General features: G+C 40.6%; 22 protein-coding genes. 6 read left to right on the top strand and 16 right to left on the bottom strand.

What is annotated here, in order from left to right:
- Window positions 1-10 precede the first annotated feature (10 nt).
- From AC27EF_RS08470 to AC27EF_RS08430, 9 genes are all read right to left on the bottom strand, one after another.
- Window positions 11-1,012 carry an aldo/keto reductase gene (locus AC27EF_RS08470; protein WP_487110281.1) on the bottom strand — a complete coding sequence of 334 codons (1,002 nt, stop codon included), beginning with the start codon at window positions 1,010-1,012 and terminating at the stop codon, window positions 11-13.
- Window positions 1,013-1,124: 112 nt separating this feature from the next.
- A complete protein-coding gene (locus tag AC27EF_RS08465) occupies window positions 1,125-2,315 on the bottom strand; it encodes an iron-containing alcohol dehydrogenase (RefSeq protein ID WP_215634580.1) in 1,191 nt (396 codons plus the stop codon).
- Window positions 2,316-2,345: 30 nt separating this feature from the next.
- Window positions 2,346-3,032, bottom strand: coding sequence for a flavodoxin (locus AC27EF_RS08460; protein ID WP_487110279.1), 687 nt, complete (start codon window positions 3,030-3,032; stop codon window positions 2,346-2,348).
- Between the two features lie 45 nt (window positions 3,033-3,077).
- Window positions 3,078-3,710, bottom strand: coding sequence for a flavodoxin family protein (locus AC27EF_RS08455; RefSeq protein ID WP_006427000.1), 633 nt, complete (start codon window positions 3,708-3,710; stop codon window positions 3,078-3,080).
- Between the two features lie 18 nt (window positions 3,711-3,728).
- Window positions 3,729-4,616: an aldo/keto reductase gene (locus tag AC27EF_RS08450; RefSeq protein WP_215634682.1), complete on the bottom strand. Its 888-nt coding sequence runs from the start codon at window positions 4,614-4,616 to the stop codon at window positions 3,729-3,731.
- Between the two features lie 117 nt (window positions 4,617-4,733).
- Complete coding sequence (locus tag AC27EF_RS08445) at window positions 4,734-5,660, bottom strand: prolyl oligopeptidase family serine peptidase (RefSeq protein ID WP_215634681.1); 927 nt, start codon at window positions 5,658-5,660, stop codon at window positions 4,734-4,736.
- 21 nt (window positions 5,661-5,681) lie between these two features.
- Window positions 5,682-6,368 (bottom strand): DUF4405 domain-containing protein, encoded by a 687-nt coding sequence (locus AC27EF_RS08440; RefSeq protein ID WP_215634680.1) that lies wholly within the window; start codon window positions 6,366-6,368, stop codon window positions 5,682-5,684.
- A 3-nt stretch (window positions 6,369-6,371) separates the two neighbouring features.
- On the bottom strand, window positions 6,372-7,430 hold the full coding sequence (locus AC27EF_RS08435; RefSeq protein ID WP_487110276.1) for an alpha/beta hydrolase: 1,059 nt from the start codon (window positions 7,428-7,430) through the stop codon (window positions 6,372-6,374).
- Window positions 7,431-7,544: 114 nt separating this feature from the next.
- Complete coding sequence (locus AC27EF_RS08430) at window positions 7,545-8,435, bottom strand: LysR family transcriptional regulator (RefSeq protein WP_215634678.1); 891 nt, start codon at window positions 8,433-8,435, stop codon at window positions 7,545-7,547.
- A 234-nt stretch (window positions 8,436-8,669) separates the two neighbouring features.
- Here AC27EF_RS08430 and AC27EF_RS08425 point away from each other — a divergent pair, with 234 nt between their 5' ends.
- From AC27EF_RS08425 to mobQ, 6 genes are all read left to right on the top strand, one after another.
- A complete protein-coding gene (locus AC27EF_RS08425) occupies window positions 8,670-9,587 on the top strand; it encodes a ParM/StbA family protein (protein ID WP_226815565.1) in 918 nt (305 codons plus the stop codon).
- A 3-nt stretch (window positions 9,588-9,590) separates the two neighbouring features.
- Window positions 9,591-9,974, top strand: a complete 384-nt coding sequence (locus AC27EF_RS08420) for an adenylate cyclase (protein WP_487110273.1) — start codon at window positions 9,591-9,593, stop codon at window positions 9,972-9,974.
- Between the two features lie 24 nt (window positions 9,975-9,998).
- Entirely contained in the window at window positions 9,999-10,715 is a 717-nt protein-coding gene (locus AC27EF_RS08415) for a replication initiator protein A (RefSeq protein WP_226815567.1), read from the top strand.
- Window positions 10,712-11,569: an ATP-binding protein gene (locus AC27EF_RS08410; protein ID WP_487110271.1), complete on the top strand. Its 858-nt coding sequence runs from the start codon at window positions 10,712-10,714 to the stop codon at window positions 11,567-11,569. The genes AC27EF_RS08415 and AC27EF_RS08410 overlap by 4 nt, the downstream gene beginning before the upstream one ends.
- 173 nt (window positions 11,570-11,742) lie before the next feature.
- Window positions 11,743-11,964, top strand: coding sequence for a DUF3847 domain-containing protein (locus AC27EF_RS08405; RefSeq protein ID WP_005362330.1), 222 nt, complete (start codon window positions 11,743-11,745; stop codon window positions 11,962-11,964).
- A gap of 137 nt (window positions 11,965-12,101) precedes the next feature.
- Complete coding sequence (gene mobQ, locus AC27EF_RS08400; RefSeq protein ID WP_487110269.1) at window positions 12,102-13,811, top strand: MobQ family relaxase; 1,710 nt, start codon at window positions 12,102-12,104, stop codon at window positions 13,809-13,811.
- Window positions 13,812-13,888: 77 nt separating this feature from the next.
- Here mobQ and AC27EF_RS08395 read toward each other — a convergent pair whose 3' ends face one another.
- The 7 genes from AC27EF_RS08395 to AC27EF_RS08365 form a co-directional block, all read right to left on the bottom strand.
- On the bottom strand, window positions 13,889-14,260 hold the full coding sequence (locus AC27EF_RS08395) for a TnpV protein (protein WP_487110267.1): 372 nt from the start codon (window positions 14,258-14,260) through the stop codon (window positions 13,889-13,891).
- Window positions 14,261-14,291: 31 nt separating this feature from the next.
- Window positions 14,292-15,923: a 23S rRNA (uracil(1939)-C(5))-methyltransferase RlmD gene (rlmD, locus tag AC27EF_RS08390; RefSeq protein ID WP_487110312.1), complete on the bottom strand. Its 1,632-nt coding sequence runs from the start codon at window positions 15,921-15,923 to the stop codon at window positions 14,292-14,294.
- Window positions 15,924-16,065: 142 nt separating this feature from the next.
- The gene (locus AC27EF_RS08385) at window positions 16,066-16,572 is read right to left on the bottom strand and encodes a metallophosphoesterase (protein ID WP_487110266.1); all 507 of its coding nucleotides are present in this window, start codon (window positions 16,570-16,572) and stop codon (window positions 16,066-16,068) included.
- Between the two features lie 10 nt (window positions 16,573-16,582).
- A complete protein-coding gene (locus AC27EF_RS08380) occupies window positions 16,583-17,167 on the bottom strand; it encodes an XTP/dITP diphosphatase (protein ID WP_487110264.1) in 585 nt (194 codons plus the stop codon).
- Window positions 17,164-18,312 carry a THUMP domain-containing class I SAM-dependent RNA methyltransferase gene (locus AC27EF_RS08375; protein WP_487110262.1) on the bottom strand — a complete coding sequence of 383 codons (1,149 nt, stop codon included), beginning with the start codon at window positions 18,310-18,312 and terminating at the stop codon, window positions 17,164-17,166. The genes AC27EF_RS08380 and AC27EF_RS08375 overlap by 4 nt, the downstream gene beginning before the upstream one ends.
- A 74-nt stretch (window positions 18,313-18,386) precedes the next feature.
- A complete protein-coding gene (locus AC27EF_RS08370) occupies window positions 18,387-18,704 on the bottom strand; it encodes a rhodanese-like domain-containing protein (protein ID WP_487110260.1) in 318 nt (105 codons plus the stop codon).
- Between the two features lie 333 nt (window positions 18,705-19,037).
- Window positions 19,038-19,187, bottom strand: coding sequence for a hypothetical protein (locus tag AC27EF_RS08365; protein ID WP_487110257.1), 150 nt, complete (start codon window positions 19,185-19,187; stop codon window positions 19,038-19,040).
- Between the last annotated feature and the right edge of the window lie 35 nt (window positions 19,188-19,222).

Raw genomic sequence — 19,222 nt, 5'->3', positions numbered from 1 at the left:
CTCACCTCTTTTATTTCTTCTGTATTTTCGAGCCTCCAAACACCTGCGACATCGGCATATGATTAAGTCTATCGTCAATAGATTTTACTTCATCCTGCGTCAGCTTTATATCTGCTGATTTCATATTTTCTTCCAGCCTGTTCACTTTTCTTGTTCCCGGAATTGGTACGATATACGGTTTCTTTGCACGCATCCAGGCAAGAGAAATCTGTGCCGGTGTGGCATTTTTTTCTTCTGCCAACTGCCTGATCCACAACATAAATCTTTCATTTTCTTTCAGTCCTTCTTCTGTAAACTGTGGCATCATGCTTCGATAATCTCCCGGCCGTTCAAATTCTCCATGAGAATGATATGCTGCTGTCAGTAAGCCATTTGCGAGCGGTGAAAATGCAACAAATCCGATGTTTAATTCTTCAAGCACCGGGAATAATTTCTCGTAATCCCTGTACATCATAGAATATCTGTTCTGGATTGCTGTGACCGGGCATACTTTATGCGCACGGCGGATAATGTCCTCACTGGCTTCCGATAATCCCCAGTGTGTGATTTTTCCCTGCTCCATTAACTCCTTCATAGCTCCTGCCGTCTCTTCAATCGGTACTGTCATATCAATGCGATGAATATAATATAAGTCCAGATGATCGGTATGAAGTCGCTGCAAAGATCCATTAATCGACGCTTTTATCGTCTCCGGTCGTCCATCGGGGATTAACGGTTTATTTACAGTTGTTGCAGTTTCATCAAAACGTATCCCGCACTTTGATGCAAGAACAATTTTGTTTCTGTATGGGCTTAACACTTCCCCAAGCAGTTTTTCATTGTGATGCGGATCTTCTGTTGTTCCGTATACCTCTGCCGTATCAAAAAATGTGCAGCCACAATCGACTGCTTTTGCAATCAGTTCTTCCGCTTCGTTCTGTGTCGAAACTGTTCCATATGCATGACTCATTCCCATACATCCAAATCCGATTTCTGATACTTCCAAGTCTCTTCCTAAAATTCTTTTCTCCATGTTTTCCTCTTCCTTTGTCACATATTTTCAAATTCTATTGTAAGATAAGTATAAGAAAAAGAGACTCCTGACAGAAGTCTCTCTTTGTTAGGCAGTTTAAACCTAAAGGTTATTACTTATAAGATTCCTGATAAATTGTAACACAATCTTCATTCGTAAGCTTGTACATATCATTTTCAAAGTTGATTCCAAGTGTAGCCCTTGCATTCTCTGCCATTTTCGGGAATTCTTCCGGTGTGATTCCGTAATCAGACATTTTCAGTTCTGCCACATTACAATCTTCCTGTAATTTTACAAGCATAGTAATAAAGTCTTCTGGCTTACTTGCATCTTCCATTCCCATCAGTTTTGCCATTTCAATGAAACGATCATCGCAGACATGTTTATTGATAAAAAAGCTGTAAAATGCTTTTGAGATCATAATCAGACCGGCACCATGCGGAAGTTTCTCATGATACGCAGAAAGCGCATGCTCAAGAGGATGTGCGCTGACGCACGTTCCGACTGTCATCTGAATGCCTGACAGATAACTTCCGAACGCAACATTGCTCATTGCCTCAATATTTTCAGGTTCACGGATTGATGTAACAAGATTACGGCTTACATTCTTAATCGCCTCTGCTGCAACCATTTTGCTGAATTCATTTCTATTTGCAGAAATATATCCTTCTGTAGAGTGGAATAAAGCATCAAATCCCTGATAAGCCTTGAATGCTGACGGAACACTTGTCATTAATTCCGGATCAACAATTGCAAGAACCGGCATCGTACCTGTACCGAATACTCCTGTTTTCTCCTGAGTTTCAGGGTTGGTAATCACACCACCTCCATCAGTTTCTGATCCTGTTCCGGCAGTTGTAGTGATGGCAACAATCGGAAGGGATGGCATTGGTGGCCACTGTTTCTTTCCTGTTCCAAACATTACATAGTCCCACAGATCATCGCTTTCATTGGTTGCCATAATACCGATTGCTTTTGATGCATCCATAACACTTCCACCACCTAAAGCAACGATAAAATCGCACCCATTTTCTTTTGCAAATCTTCCGCCTTCTTCTACAACTGGTTTCGTAGGATTGGAGCCAATCTTATCAAAAATCACATACTCCACATGGCTTTGCTTTAATTCATTTTCAAGCCTGTCTAAATATCCATTTACGCGAGTAGATTTACCATTGGAAATAACAACCAATGCTTTCTGACCATGTACTGCTCCCATTGGTGTATTGATCTGTGTATGTAGTTCTCCAAGTTTTCCAGATCCGAATAGTGCATTTGTTGGTACTGAAAAATTAAAACTCATTATGATTCCTCCAAATATTTTTATATTCTTTTATAATCCAAGACTGTCTATCCATGAACTGATATCTGATTCAGCCGCTCCACCATGGAATCGTTCCCCTTCTTTCCAGTCACCTGTTCCTGTCATCTCTTCCAGAAGATTACCGCTGTCACCGATTCCCGAGGTCGCTGCTGTACAGAATGGGATGACTGTTTTTCCTGTAAAGTCATTCTCTTTTACAAAGTTATCTACTGGCCATGCTGCAATTCCCCACCAGATAGGATAGCCAATGTATACCGTATCATATGAATCCCAGTTATCAACTGTTGTAGATACCAGTTCCACATCTCTTAAGCTCTCATCATCATGTTCTCTTGACACCCGGCTGTCATCATCTGTCCAGTCAAGGTCATCATCTGTATATGGCTCCACAGGCTCTATTTCAAACAGATCTGCCTCTGTAATTTTTGCTATCTTTTCAGCAACATCTTTTGTATTTCCTGAAGCTGAATAATATACAACCAATGTTTTTCCATTTCCTGTTGATGTATTTTCTGTTGTATCTGTAGTGTTTTCGGAATTTGTATCCGCTTCTTCATTTCCAGACTGGTTTGTACTTGTAGACTGGCTGTCATTATTAGAAGCAGACTGGTTGGTATTGCTTGCTCCACATCCTGCCATCAAACCGATTGCCACGATGCATGTTAAGAGTACTGCTGCTATTTTCTTTGTTTTCATTCTAAGGTCACCTCCTGTCGTATAAAATGTTTGTCACGCTAATTTCTATCGGATGAAATTGGTAAATACAAAATCCGGTGCCTTTGGCATTTCAATTCCCATTTTTGTCGCAACATTTTTACAGTTAATGAAATATGCCATATTGTTTCCAAGGATCTGCATAACCTGCATTCCTTCGAGATCCTGTTTTACTTCATCCGGATTCGTCCCATGTACCATATTCCAATATCTCGATGTGATAATCGGCATCTGCATCAGACCAAAATATTTATTTACCTGATCCCATGTGGCCGTTGTTCCGGCCCTTCTTGCTGAAATTACCACAGCGGCAGGTTTCAGGCGGAATCTGTCGCCGCCACCGTTTAAATCGGCATAAAAGACTCTGTCCATAAAGGATGTGATTGCCCCGCCTGCACCACCCCAGTGTACCGGAGTTCCAAATACGAATCCGTCATAATCCCCTGCTATTTCCAGAAATTCATTCACGATATCATCCAGGATGCATTTATTTTTTTCCTGACATTTTCTGCAGGCAATACATCCTGAAATCGGCTTGTTTCCAATCCAAAAAATATCTGTACTTATGCCATTTTCATTTAATGCACTGGATACTTCACAAAGAGCTGTATAAGTACAGCCATTTTTGTGTGGACTGCCATTGACAAGTAATACTTTCATTGATTTTTCCTCTTACGCTTACCAGTTCCTTTTTTCTTTTGAACTGTCATTATTCTTTTTTCTTTCCTCAACCATCTTCACGAACCATTCCACCATATTCGGATCCTGATGCGAGAAGAAGGAGCTTGTCTTCTTGTCCAGTTCTGCAATAGTCTTCATATCTTCATCAGAAAGTGTGAAATCAAAAACATTAAAGTTTTCTTCCATTCTCTCAATGTGTGTTGATTTCGGAATAACCACTACCCCTCTCTGAATATGCCAGCGAAGCATAACCTGTGCCGGAGTCTTCTGATATTTTTCTGCAATCTCTGCAATGACAGGATTCTCAAAGGTGCCTCCTCTGCCCTCGCCAAATGGTGCCCATGCTTCTAACCGGATATCATATTTGTCTGCCCATTCCTTCATCTCTTTCTGCTGATTGAAGATATGTGTTTCCACCTGATTTACCATAGGTTTGATACGGTTAAAAGATGCAAAATCAACCATTCTATCTACATAAAAGTTGGAAATTCCGATTGCTCTGATTTTTCCCTCATCGTACAGATCTTCCAATGCATGATAAGCACCGTAAGCATCTGAAAATGGCTGGTGAAGCAATACCAGATCCAGATAATCTGTCTTTAACTTTTTCATAGATTCAAGAACTGATTTCTTTGCTTCTTCATATCCATAATGTTCAATCCATACCTTTGTGGTAAGGAAGATTTCTTCTCTTGGAATGCCTGACTTCTGGATTGCATTTCCAACCTCTTCCTCATTAAAATAACTCTGTGCTGTATCAATCGCCCGGTATCCAACTTTTAAAGCATCAAGCACACATCTTTCACATTCATCTTTTGTTACCTGATATACGCCATATCCGAGTATTGGCATTTTTACACCATTATTTAATGAAACATATTCCATTCTCGTATCCTCCTTGTTTTCTTTCATTCATCTTACATTCATACTATAAGACTGATAGATTCCTTTGAGAAGTTTCGATAAGTTTTTCAGTCTTAACCTTTCGGTTTATTCTCATTTTCAATGATTGAACAGCCATCCCATAATTTCTTTGTCACGACAAAACAGATAGCCACCACCATGCTGATAAGTGACCGGTGTTCCTTCAAAGTAATCTTTATCTTTTACATCCAGTACCACCAGTTTATCAATCTCTGATTCCGATAATCCCTGTTCTTTGTAAAGCTCATGTATCTGCTGGTATGCCTCTTTAAAAGGTTCTGATCCATAGTATTCGTCGCTTTCGCCAATCACAAAATATACCGGCGTTTTCGTCTCCACAACCGGCTCATATGCACCATCCCACTGAGAACTGCACATAAGTGCCGCTGTATATAATTCCGGCTGCTTTGCCAATACCAGTGACAGGGTTTCTCCTCCTCCGGAATAACCATTAATATATACTTTTGATGAATTAATCTTGTAATGCGTCAGAAAATACTGTGTCAGCTCAATTGTCTGATCTACTGATGTCTGTTCCCAGTCATTTAACTGTGGAGCTACAATAATCATATCGTTGATATACTTCTGTGCCTCAAAGCCAAAATCTTCTGTCCGGATATTTTCTCCCACCCCCTGAAAATACAGTCCCTGATAACCAGGCAATGTTACATACAATGCATATTTCTTTGTCCCATCGTAAGAATCTGGGATATATACGTTGTAATGAATGTCCCCTTTATTTGGAGAATGTAAAACATTATCCAGAAGAAATCCCCTGTATTCCTCGCTTCCTGCCGTAACATTTTCCAATTCATCGCCTGATGCATTTACTTCTTCTTTTTCTGTTTCCGTATCTGCCTGTTGTATAGTCTGTGTTTGGCTCATGGTCTGCTGATTCACCTTCTTTTCATTCCTGCTGATTTTTGAGAAATGGACATATCCAAGAATCACCGCAACAAAAATAATCATACCAGTCACTGTGAATACTAATCTTTTATTTACCATAATACGTCACCTCTTTCAGTCTTAACTTTTTGGTTTTCTCTTACTTGTTTTCTTGAGCAGCAAGCCACCATAATATCCAATAAATGCTATCAATATCATTACCGCCAGATAATCTATGAGGAAAGGAAACACCCCCTCCTCATAATCATAAAATACAAAGTGCACCTTCATAAGCAGATAGTCTCCTATCTGTCTCCTGTAAAATGCATACAGACCATAACCTGCAATTACAGCTGCAACAGTTCTCACCATCCATTTTCTGATAATGGATGAATTTTTCCATAATCGTCCTGCCATTACTACCACGATATTCCAATGGAGTCCAAGATGTAGTGACATCACTACCAGTCCCCAGTATGCACAAAACATATGTATCTGTCTGGCTGTCATATATGATCCGGAAATCTCTATCCATTTAAATATATGATTTGATAACAATATTCCACTTATCATAGACCCCATCATAAGAATAAACATCATGATAACCAATACCGTCTGAGTAATCCTGAATGCATTATATTTTCCTTTACTTATAGATGTCAGCCATTTATGATTCAATATGTGATGTAAGATAAAAAGTAAAAGCATCACCATACCAATCCACTCATGTGCCGTCTCGCTGAGGAGACTATACGGCATAAGAAGAAGCAAACATATTGTCATTCCTATATCTATCAATATTTTTACTGTAAATCGCTTATTTTTCATATTCTACCTCTTATATGACGCACTCATATTTTCTTCCCAGAAAGATACCGCATGATCGATCCAGCCTTCTGCTACTGTTCCTTCTCCCAGTCCAAAACCATGAGACAGGCCTTTAAATACTTCTATTTTTGTATTCGTTCCATTTTGCTGTATCTGGGAAATATAACTTTCCATACTTCTGTACGATGCAATTCCGTCACTTGTTCCGACACAGGCATAAATTGGCGGTTCCATTCCTGTTACCTGGGAAAGTCCTGTATACTGCATAATCACCGCAGCCGGTGCCGGGTAATCTTTTTCTCCAAAATATGCTGTTCCATAGGAACCAAGCCAGGCCGCCATCCTCGCTCCCGCAGAGCCGCCCCAGAGAGAATAATCTGTCATATCAATCTGTAATTGCTCTGCATTTTCATGTAAAAATGCAATTGCTCTGGCAAGATCCTCACAGGCAGTCTGTGCTCCCGGACGATAAATAAGAGCAAATGCATTATGGCCTTTCTTTGACAATTCTAACGCATGAGGAAAGCTGTCATGTATTCCGGCTACATATACAAAGCCTCCTCCTGCATTGATAATCGCTGTTTTTGATCCTGCATTTCCCCGAAAGAAAAATAAACCTGTATCCTTTTTATCTGGGTCTTCCTGCATTTCTTCTTCACTGTATATTGGATAAAAAATCTTCTCACCATTCATTGCCTGATTTTTCATATAATTCACAATTTCTACTGTTTTATCGGTGTTTACTTCGCTGTACCACGGCAAAATAGAGCTGACATCTTTTAATTTCAGATTGTCCTTTATTTCCATATCTATCGGAAATATGAGTCTGCCATAATCATCGAAAGCTGAATCATGGATAACATCATTTATATTACTTTCTGCATTAAAACTTTCTTTTTCATTCATATTGATATCCTTCTCTGTCACGCTCTCTTGCTCTATTTTTCCTGTTTCCAGCGTTTTTTCTTCCCCGATTGCCAGGTTCTGCTCTGTTGTGCTACACCCACTGAGCATGATAACAGTCATAATGATTCCTCCAAGAGCTATCCTCTTTATCTGCATATAGTATCCTCCATTTTCACTTCAGCTAAAGTATAACAAAACGAGACTCCATTAGAAGTCTCGTTTTGTTATTCAGTATTAACCTTTAGGTTTCTACTCGCATGTATTCAATTTTTATTTTACCTTGTTAATAGCCTTGATTAATCGTTTCACCTTTGCAGATGGTGTTTTTGAATGAAGGATTCCAAATGGCATCTTATAATCCCATTCTACCGGAATGATTCTGATCAGTGGATGAACACTTTCCCAACTCTTAAATGCCAGTAATACCTCATTATTGTTTTCGCATCGGTTAAATGCTTCTACATTGTACAGATTAAAGTCTACAATATTGATTTCAGGATGATTTTTCATCATATCATCCCTTAGCATATCGCCATAATAACTCCATCCTCTTTGCATGAGCATAAGATTTTCTCCAGCCAGATCATCAAGTGTAATTTTTTCTTTTTTTGCCAGCCTGTGATGAATTGACACCGCCACACAAAATGGTTCTCTTAAAATCTCAGTGCCATCACAGCCTCTGAGTTCAAGCATTGTTTCATCAAAAATTCCAGCTATCACATCAATATTCTTTCCCATATTAGCCAGTATCTCTCTTGCATTCTCCGGTGTATTTTCAAATGTAATCAATTTAAATTTTATCTCCGGATATATTTTCTGTATCTTAGGCCAAAGTTCCACAAAAACTTCCGGTGGAGTCATCGGAGATATTCCAACACGAATGATTTCTTCATTATGATTCATTGCTTCCTGCGCCCGTATCAACGATTCTTTTGAATATTGAATCAGATATTTTGCATCCTGATAGAGCGATTTACCAGCTTCCGTAATAATAAGACCTCTGTGTGTTCTTTCAAATAATTGCAAATTTAAGCTGTTTTCCAAAGAATTTATCTGTTTAATAACCGCAGGTGCACTTATATATAATTCTTCTGCCGCTTTACTAAAGCTTCCAGCTTCTACAACGCAGATAAATGTATCAAGTTGTGGATTATACATCATGTAATTCACTCCTTTGTTCTTATATACACGTTAGCAATAACGTTTTTTATTTCTATTGGCTTAACACTTGATATTATACTTCAACTCAAAAAATATTGCATCTTTTTCTCAATTCCAGCTCAATTTCCCCTCAATGCCTTTTTCCTCCGATTTTCGTATGCTTATCTCACAGCAAAGCAGTACCACACCGGTACGACCTGCTGAATCAATCAATACGAAAACGGAGGTATTTTTATGCGAGAACTCAGAAACACAAAAATCATTGCTGTAGATCATGGCTACGGCAATATGAAAACAGCAAACACCGTCACCTCAACCGGCATCAAAGCCTATGAAACTGAACCGATCTTCACCGGGAATATTCTGGAATACAACGGCATTTACTACCGGATCGGCGAAGGACACAAAGAATTTATCCCGGATAAAGCTATGGACGAAGAATATTATCTTCTGACACTAATGGCTATTGCAAGGGAACTGAATGTCTTTTCCATCCGTGAAGCAGATGTTCATCTGGCTGCCGGACTTCCTCTCACATGGATCAGAAATCAAAGAGAAGCTTTTCGTTCCTATCTGCTCCAGAATCCAGAAGTCCATTACCTTTTTAACGGCAAAGAGTATCATCTCCGCTTTGTGGGATGCAGCCTTTACCCACAGGGGTATCCGGCTATCGTAAACCAACTAGGAAATTTCAAGGGAACCAATCTCCTTGCAGATATCGGAAACGGAACCATGAACATTCTGTATGTCAACAATAAGAAAGCGCAGGAGAGCCGATGCTGGACAGAAAAACTTGGTGTAAACCAGTGCATGATTGCCGCAAAGAACGCTGTTCTGGACAAATTCGGAGTGAAAATTGAAGAATCCACAGTAGAACAGATTCTGCGGTTTGGAACAGCTGACATTTCAGCACCATATCTGGATTGTATCAGTTCTATTGCCAGACAGTATGTGGCAGAACTTTTTTCCACGCTCCGCAAATATGAATACAATCCTGACCTGATGCGCCTGTATGTGGTTGGCGGCGGTGGATGCCTGATCCGTAACTTCGGAACGTATGACAAATCACGAGTCACAATCATTGATGACATCTGCGCCACTGCCAAAGGTTACGAATCTCTGGCTTATATGAGCCTGAAAAGGAGGGGATAAACTATGCAGAACAATATCCGCAACACAAACCTGCGCTTTAATCTGGACAAAGAACAGCAGCGGAGAGCCTGGGAATATTTACAGACGATGGACAGGCAGGATTTTAAATCTTACAGTCAGGTAATCTCTCTTGCACTGGTAAATTATTTTGACCGCTACTACCGCACACAGGCTGATCCTTATCTGGAAACAAGAGAACGGGAAGAACTTTTTGTGAAACAGATTGTAGATGCAGTGGAAAACAGTCTGAAACAGGCATTGCCACTTTTTCTTTCTGGACTGACTGCAGGCATGGCGCAAAGGGAGCCCCAAATCAGGGCGTCCTTTCCAGCACCTGAAAATTCACAGCCAGATAGTGATGTAGACTGGGATTTTCTTGGAGAATAAACCCTTTTGATTGGAGGTGAACACATGACTGACTTTCTGACAGCAGACACCAACCTGCCATCTTATATGATGTTTCCCCGTTTCCTTCTGGACATGGAAATAAACGAAACTGCCAAAATGCTTTATATTATCCTGCTCGACCGGGCAAGGCTTTCCCAGAAAAATGAGGGCTGGTCAGATACAGATGGTCATGTGTTCATTTACTTTACGATTGAAGCACTGGCAGAAGTTCTCCACAAAAGCCAGATGACTGTTAAAACTGCTCTGGCAGTACTGGAAAAACAGGAGCTTATCTTCCGAAAACGGCAGGGACCCGGACAGCCTAATCGGATTTATGTAAAACTCCCAAAAGAAACCATCCACTATACAGACAGATTTCTTTCCCTAAGACAGACAGAAAACTGTCCTATTGGCAGACAGGATTCTTTCCCTGATACAGACAGAAAACTGTCTGGTAATAAGAAAGAGATAAAAAAGAACAATTTAGCAATAAGAGGGAGTAAGGATCCACTCTCACCCTATGGAAAATTTCAAAATGTTTTTCTGTCAGAGAAAGAGCTGGAAAATATCCGGCAGACAATCCCTGACTGGAAGGATTATATTGAACGCTTATCCGGTTATATGGCTTCTACCGGAAAGCAATATCAGAACCACGCAGCTACCATCATCAGTTGGGCAAGACAGGATCATCCTGCTTCCCGGCAACGAAATTACGAAAGTGAGGAATACGAAACATTATGACAAAATTTATAGAAAAACCAACAGCTATAACCCCAAACAGAGAGCTTCAGTCTGATGAATATTTTAACGAAACAGACCACCTGATCTACTGTTCCAAATGCAATACGCCAAAACAATGCAGGCATGAATTACAGGGAAAGGTTCTTATTCCTTCCATCCGCTGTAAATGCCAGCAGGAAATCTTTGAGCAGGAAGAAGCCCAGAGAAAACTTCATGAAAAACAAATGGAAATAGAGCATCTTAAAACCAGCGGCTTACAGGACAAAGCACTCTATGACTACACTTTTGCCAGGGATAACGGCATCAATCCAGAAATAAAACTGGCACACAATTATGTAAGCAACTGGGAAGAGATGAAAGCAAACGCTTCCGGACTTCTCATCTGGGGTGATGTCGGTACTGGAAAATCTTTTTTTGCAGGCTGCATTGCCAATGCTCTTCTGGAAAAAGGCGTTCCTGTACTGATGACCAACTTTTCCCGGATTCTGAATACCCTTACCGGAATGCATTTTGAAGGCAAAAACCAGTTCATCAACAGCTTAAACCGCTACAGTCTTCTGATTATTGATGATCTCGGAATTGAGCGGAACTCTGACTTTGCACTGGAACAGGTATTCAATGTGATCGACAGCCGTTACCGCAGTAAAAAGCCCCTGATCATAACGACCAATCTCACTTTATCAGAACTGAATAACGCCTCTGATATCGCACACAAACGAATCTATGACCGTATTCTGGAGAGATGTATTCCTGTCCGTATCAATAACCGGAATATTCGTCAGGACAATGCAACAGCTAATTTAAAACAGGCGAAAAAAATCCTGTTGAACAATCATGTTCCGAACCAGAATTGACTCGAAGAAGTATAACACAATAATTACTTTTCACTGACAGTGGTACTACTTTCTTCCCTCATTATTTATTACCAGAAATATGCCACTGTCAGTTATCTAAAACCATAGTACCAAACCAAAAGATTTTAAAACCAAAACTGCCCGGATACGGGCATAAAAAGGAGGTGCCAGATATGGCAGATAAAAGAATCATGACACCGGAAGAAAAAGCACTTTTACAGGCAAGACACCGCCAGGAAGAAGCCGAAGCAAGAAACCGGAAAAAAGAACGTGATGCCAGAACACACCGATTAGTCCAGGAAGGAGCCATTCTGGAAAGTATTGTTCCCCATATTAAAGAAATGGATTTAGATTCCCTGAAACGGGAGCTGATGATCCGGCTACGGGGAATGTAAACGCACAAGTTCTACTCCCGAAGGGCGCACTTACTCACCACCTGATAAATCAGGCAGTGGTATCCCCTTCGGGGCTCGTGCGCTCTGCCGAGGGCTTTATCCGCTGTTGCAGGCAACATCGAAAGGAGGTGCTAGATATGGCAATTTATCATATGCAAGCCAAAGTCGTCAGCCGTGGTTCTGGTCGGTCTGCTGTTGCTGCTTCTGCTTATATGAGTTGTAGCCGGATGTACAATGATTATGATGGTATCCAGCATGACTATACCAGAAAGCATGGGCTAATCTATCAGGAAGTGATGCTTCCTCCAATTGCTCCATCCAAATGGATTGACCGGGAACAACTCTGGAACGCTGTGGAAGAAACCGAAAAGACCAAAGACAGCCGACTGGCAAGAGAATTTGTTGTCGCACTCCCTGTTGAGTTGGATAAAGACAGCAATATTTCTCTTCTTCAGGATTTTATTAAAAAGAATTTTGTAGATATGGGGATGTGTGCTGATTTTGCCATTCACGATACAGATGGTCACAATCCCCATGCACACATTCTTCTTACTGTCCGACCACTAAATGAAAATGGAACATGGCAATATAAAACAGAAAAAGAATATCTCTGTATCAAAGATGGAGAAGAAAAAGGATTTACTGCTTCTGAATTTAAAACCGCTCAGAAACAGGGATGGGAAAAGCAATATCGCTATAAAGTTGGGAAAAAGAAAGAATATCTGACTTCCTCTGTTGCACAGGAAAAAGGATATGAACGGATTGATAAACACCCCAAGAGCAGCCGATATGGCAGACAGAATCCTATTTCCGAACAATGGAACAGTGATGAACAACTTTGCATCTGGCGGGCAAACTGGGCAGATGCCGTAAATAAAATGCTTGCACGTAATCAGATAAATGCTACCATTGATCACCGCAGCTTTGCAGATCAGGGAATCACCGAACAGCCAACCATCCATGAAGGCTACATTGCCCAGAATATGGAAAAGAAAGGCATGATAGCAGACCGCTGTGAAATCAACCGTCAGATTCGTGCGGATAACAAAATGCTCCGAGAATTAAAAGCAAAGGTAGCAAAACTGGCTGAAGCTGTAGAAAAGTCTATTCCAATAATAGCTGAAACGTTAGAAGCGATCCGCAATCATATGATTTTTACACAGTATCATTTACTTCATAATGAGATGCAAAAAGAAGTAATTCATGATTGGATGAATCATTTTTATCCAATACTGAATAAATACAACACAGTTAAAAAGAAACTCAAAGCTAAAGTTACGGAACGGAAAGAACTGAATGTGCAAAAGGATAAAACCAGTATTTTGAATCCCATCCAGCATATAAAATTAAATCAGCAGCTTACTACTATTACCGAAGAAATCGAAGAACTGAAATCAAGGAAAAAGCAGCTAATCTTCCAGGCAGAATGCTCTACCGATAAAGATATGACGAATCTATCCCAAAAATATGACCAGATGAATAACAATCTTGATATCCTGGATTCTCAGGACATCTCGCTCAAAAAACAGCTTGAAAAAGATGCCGCCGCTTTCCGGGAAGAAAAATTTCGTCCTGAACCAGAACAGTATACAGAATTGCTGGACACCCGAATCCAGATACGTCCTGTTTTCCGGGATAAGCTGATCGAGCAGCTCAAAGGTACTTTTGGTAAGTATTATGACTATCACCGCCGTGATATTGCAGCCAATGAGGTAGATTATCTCAATGTGGAAGATCCTGATGTTTTTTCCCATCGTGCCTGGGAACTTGAATATCAGAGGAAACAGGAGATGCGGCGAAATCAGCCTGCTCGGACTAAGAAAAGGTCGTATGATATGGAATTATAATTTGGTTCTTCTTTGCCCATTATAAACACAAGAGCTGAACAAATAGGATTTTTCGTCCTACCTGTTCAGCCCTTTGTTTACCTGTAAATCAATTCTTTCAACACAATCTCTTCTGCAGCATTCCAGACATTATTTACCGCTCTGACCCATTCCATCTGGTCACAAGCTTTCAATTCTTCCGTAATGCCCTGCCTCTCCATCATCTGACGCACCAGAATATCCATTCTCTCCTGTGCTTCATCGTCCACAGTATTCAGATGTTCTGTCAGTCTGTCTTCCAACATATACATTGAATACATTGCCGGACGATGCTCTTTCAGATATGTTTTCCGCATCATTCCATATTTCCCATAATGCGGTTCTTCATCTGTACTGACAAGATTCGGATAGTAAATTCCGTCTGCGCCAAGTGTGTAGGTTCCACCCATTTTTTCAAATGTGCTTTTCATGTGTTATTCCTCCTTGAAATCAGCGATGTCCTTAGATCATCGCATAATATTTCAGGGCAGCCTTGATAGCATCTTCTTTCTCTTTCGGGCATTGCGGAACTCTTGCATTTTCTGATTTTGGAAGATTATAGTTTTCTCCCACTTCAATTCCACATTTGCGTTTTACCTGAGAAATATATAAACTTGAAACCTTCAAGCCAAATTCTTTCAGCACATAATCTTTGATTTCCTGATAGGTTGCTTTCAACTCGGCACTGGTGGCATCCAGCTCGTCCAGGTCTAAGTCGATCTCTATCGTGTCATCTGGTTTTTGTTGGGACAAAAGAACAACCGTCTCCACATGCCCCGTATTCGGAAACATATCCACGCATTTTCCTCTTTCCACTTGATATCCTGCTGCCCGGAACACTTCTAAATCTCTTGCCAGACTGGTTGGCTTACAACTGATATAAACCATTTTTTCCACTCCAAAATCAATAATTTTCTGAATTGCCTTTGGATGAATTCCGTCTCTCGGCGGATCCAAAACAATAAAATCCGGTTTATCTTTCAATTCATCCACAATTTTCAGTACATCTCCGGCAATAAATTCACAGTTATTCAGTCCGTTCAACGTCGCATTTTCCTTTGCTGCCTCTACCGCTTCCTCCACAATTTCTACTCCCACGACCTTTTGGGCAACCGGTGCCAACATCTGTGCAATCGTTCCTGTGCCGCTGTACAGATCGAAAATAACTTTGTCTTTGGTATCTCCCACAAACTCACGGGCAGTCTCATATAGGACTTCCGCGCCCAAAGAATTGGTCTGAAAAAATGAAAATGGAGAAATCTTAAATTTTAATCCGAGAATTTCTTCATAAAAATAATCCTGTCCATACAAAATCTTGATAGAATCTGCCTGCACTGCATCCGCCAAACGATCATTAATTGTATGCAAAATCCCCACAATCTTTCCACCACATGAAAGATGCAAAAGGGCGTCTGCCACAGGCTGTAAATCCACCTCTGCCTGAGAAGTCGTTACAAGATTGATCAAAAGATTCCCGGAATACTCCGATCTTCGCACAACCAAATGACGCCAAAAGCCTTCATGACGCATCTTATGATAAAACGGCTGATCCATCTTCTGTGTCACATCTAATACACATTTTACAATGGAATTATAATCCTGGTCCACAATTTTACAGTCTGTAATGTTTACAATATCATGAAATGTGTTCTTCTTATGCATTCCCAGCGCAAGAGGACCATCTTTTACCTCATCCCCAAAAGAAAATTCCATTTTATTTCGGTAAGCCCAGGCTTTTGGACTGCCTTTGATTCCCTCCCAAATTTCATCGGTTATATACTCCTTCAGCAAATCACGAACTTGTCCTTCTTTCACCTTTAGCTGATTTTCATAAGAAACCGTCTGATAAAAACATCCTCCGCAGGTCCCAAAATGCGGGCATGCAGGAACGGCGTCTTCCAATGGAGATTTTTCTAAAACTTCCATCAGCCGGATAACACAGCCACTTTTTCGTTTCTTTGTGATCTGCCCCCGTACGGTTTGTCCCGGAATCACACCCTTCACTGTAACTTTTTCATCTTCATACAAAAATGTACCCTTATTGGGAAATTCCGTCTTTATAATTTTTCCTTCTATAATATCCTTTTTCTTCATCATTCATCCCTTTCTTCCAACATATTTTTCATATGCACATCGTGTGCATCTCGCAAAGCTTTTTATGATGTAGGAAAGTGAAAACTTTCCTACATCATAAAAAGCGATGGAAATACCCATATCCATATTTCCATCGCTTCTCTTACAATAATAATTCCCCAAACTGCTCTCTATAATATCCATGGGCATAATGAGCCTCTCCCTCATCATCAATTTCCATCATCAGGAAGGTTGGTTTTCTTCCGGCCTGACGGGGATAGGAGATACTTCCCGGATTCAGAATTGTAACATCTTCTCCTATTTCAATAAATGGTACGTGGGTATGTCCGTACATTACCACATCATATCCATATTCCAGAGCATGTTCCCTTAAATAATCCACACCGGAATTCACATAATAATTATGACCGTGAGTCACCATTACTCTATAATCTCCAATCCGTATCTCCTGCTCGCTGGGCAGATCCAAATAGTAATCATTATTTCCTGCAACCATAACAACCGGACAACCTGCTATTTCACGTATGTAAGAATCTCCGCGCTCTACGTCCCCGCAATGAATCATCATATCAATATCACCCACCTGTTCCAGAACACCTTTGATATCGTCATTGCGTCCGTGAGAATCACTGATCACCAATATTCTCATAATTATCTCCTTAAAGAATTTCCTTCATTTTTCGCAGTGCCTTTCCGCGGTGGCTTAAACTGTTTTTTTCATCACTGCTAAGCTCTGCGCTATATTTTTTAAGCTGTGGGAGATAAAAGATCGGATCATATCCGAACCCGTTTTCCCCCTTTGCTTCATATCCTATAATCCCTTCCATAGTACCACGAGTCGTAAGGGTTTGTCCATTAGGAAATGCCGCTGCGATGGCACAGACAAATCTTGCCGTTCTTTTTTCTTCAGGAATCCCCCTCATTTTTTCCAAAATCACTTGATTTTTTTCCACATAAGACGTATGTTTCCCCAGATACCTTGCAGAATAAATTCCAGGTTCTCCTCCAAAAGCATCAATTTCCAATCCGGAATCGTCTGCAATCGTCAAAGCCCCTGACACCTTCATCACAGCTTTCGCTTTAATACGTGCGTTTTCCTCAAACGTTGTGCCATCCTCCACAATCTCCATATCAATGCCGGCTTCCTTCATGGATAAAATTTCAAATTCCTCTTCCCCCAAAATTTCTCGGATTTCCCGCATTTTATCTTGGTTTCCCGTGGCAAATATCAGTCTCTGCTTCATTTTATATTCCTCCTCGGTGGTTTTGGTCCAAGATATTGATAAAATTCTCCCCGAATCATACCATTGTATACCTTGCGTCTCTTTGTTGGTTTTCCCAAATACTTCTCCGTATCCGCATAGGATGTAATCACATACTTGGACCATGTGTCCAAGCGGTCAAATGCCTGCCGCATTTCCCGATATAATCCGGGCAGCGTCTCCTGATCTTCCAGACGCTCTCCATACGGCGGGTTGGCTATAATAAATCCATATGGTTTGCTGTGACTTAAATCCTTGACTTCCCGCTGCTGAAAATGAATCAAATGCTCAACTTCTGCATCCTTTGCATTTTGCCGCGCAATCTTTAGCATTTTAGAATCTTTGTCATACCCCTGAAGATCCATATCCACATCATAATTCACCAGGTCATTTGCCTCATCCGCAGCCTCATACCATACCTTTTTCGGTAAAAACTGCACCCAGTTTTCTGACTCAAAGGATCGATTCATCCCCGGAGCAATGTTCATTCCCATCATTGCTGCTTCAATTAAGAATGTTCCGCTTCCGCAAAATGGATCCACCAAAATTCGGTCTTTGTTCCACGGAGTCAGCATCAGCAGCGCGGCTGCCAGAGTTTCACGGATCGGCGCCTCGCTGACCAGCTTACGGTATCCTCGTTTATGCAGCGGCGTTCCGGTAGTATCCAGACTGACCGTCACCTGATCCTTTAAAATAAATACACGAATCGGATAATCACTTCCATCTTCCGGAAACCAGGAAACATGATATTTTCCTTTTAAACGCTCCACGACCGCCTTTTTCACAATCGACTGTATATCCGGACCGCTAAATAACCTGCTTTTGGCCGTGGATGCCTTTTTCACCCAAAATCTTCCATCTCTTGGAATATACGCTTCCCATGGAAGATGTTTGATTCCTTCAAACAGTTCATCAAAGGTCACTGCCTGAAAAGAACCGATCTTTAATAAAATTCGCTCTGCCGTTCTTAAAAATATATTTGCCCGGGCAATCCCATCAAAATCTGCCCGAAATGTGACTCTCCCATCCTCTACCTTTGCAATCTCATATCCTAAATCTAATATTTCTCTCTTTAATATTGCTTCCAGTCCAAAATGACATGGAGCAATGAGTTCGACTGTCCTCACATCGTTCTCCTTTGTGTTTTATTCTTTCCCTATTCTACCTTTTTCCTTTTTTTTCGTCAACCTTCAACTTCCAATCATTGCCGAAGCCCGCCGTCTTCCCACTCTTTCAAATGATAATACACTCCTCCTACAATATTATAAACTTGAAATCCTTCTTTTGCCAAATGTCTCGCTGCCATCATGCTCTGCCCGCCAAAATCACAGTAAACAATCATCTTTTTGTCCTTTGGAAGATCATCGCAGGGATTTGGGATACCATAGGGACAATTCTTTGCGCCGTCTAAATGCTCTTTTTTAAAACGGTCCGGTTCACGAACATCAATTAGAAGATATTTTTCTTTCTCTTTTGCCAGTTTCAGCCCTTCCTTTAACGAAATATTCTCAAATTCCATCAAACTACCCTTTTTCTATATAGAATATGCTAAAATTCTAAAAGGTTCACAATACAAACCGATGGGTCAGTCTTTATCCAATCGACTGAAAATCATTTCACTTCTTATAAAATAATTTTCAGTCATGAATTCAATCACCGGAAGTGCCAAAAGGCACATTCCGGGATTGTAAGCAGTCGCCAAGGTCTCAGGCAAGCCCGGACTTTGGCTCATCGTGTGCATCCCACGGAGCGTTTTTGTAATAATAATATAGGAAAGTCAAAACTTTCCTATATTATTATTACAAAAAAAGAGTCTTCAAATTTTCATTTGAAGACCCTTTTTTGCTAAAAACTAGTATTCATTGCGTGAATTCTGGCTTTTGTTTTGAGCCTTATTCTGGCTCTTGTTCTGACTCTTATTCTGAGTTTTGTTTTGTCCTGCGTTGTTTGCATTGTTAGAAGACTGATTTTTGTTTTTTGAACTTGAACAATTTTTTGCCATAATGATTCTCCTTTCTTTCAGTTACAATTTTATTT

The organism is Anaerostipes stercorihominis (assembly GCF_057535655.1).
Note: the sequence above shows the minus strand (reverse complement) of the source record. Positions and strands in the feature narration are given on the sequence as shown.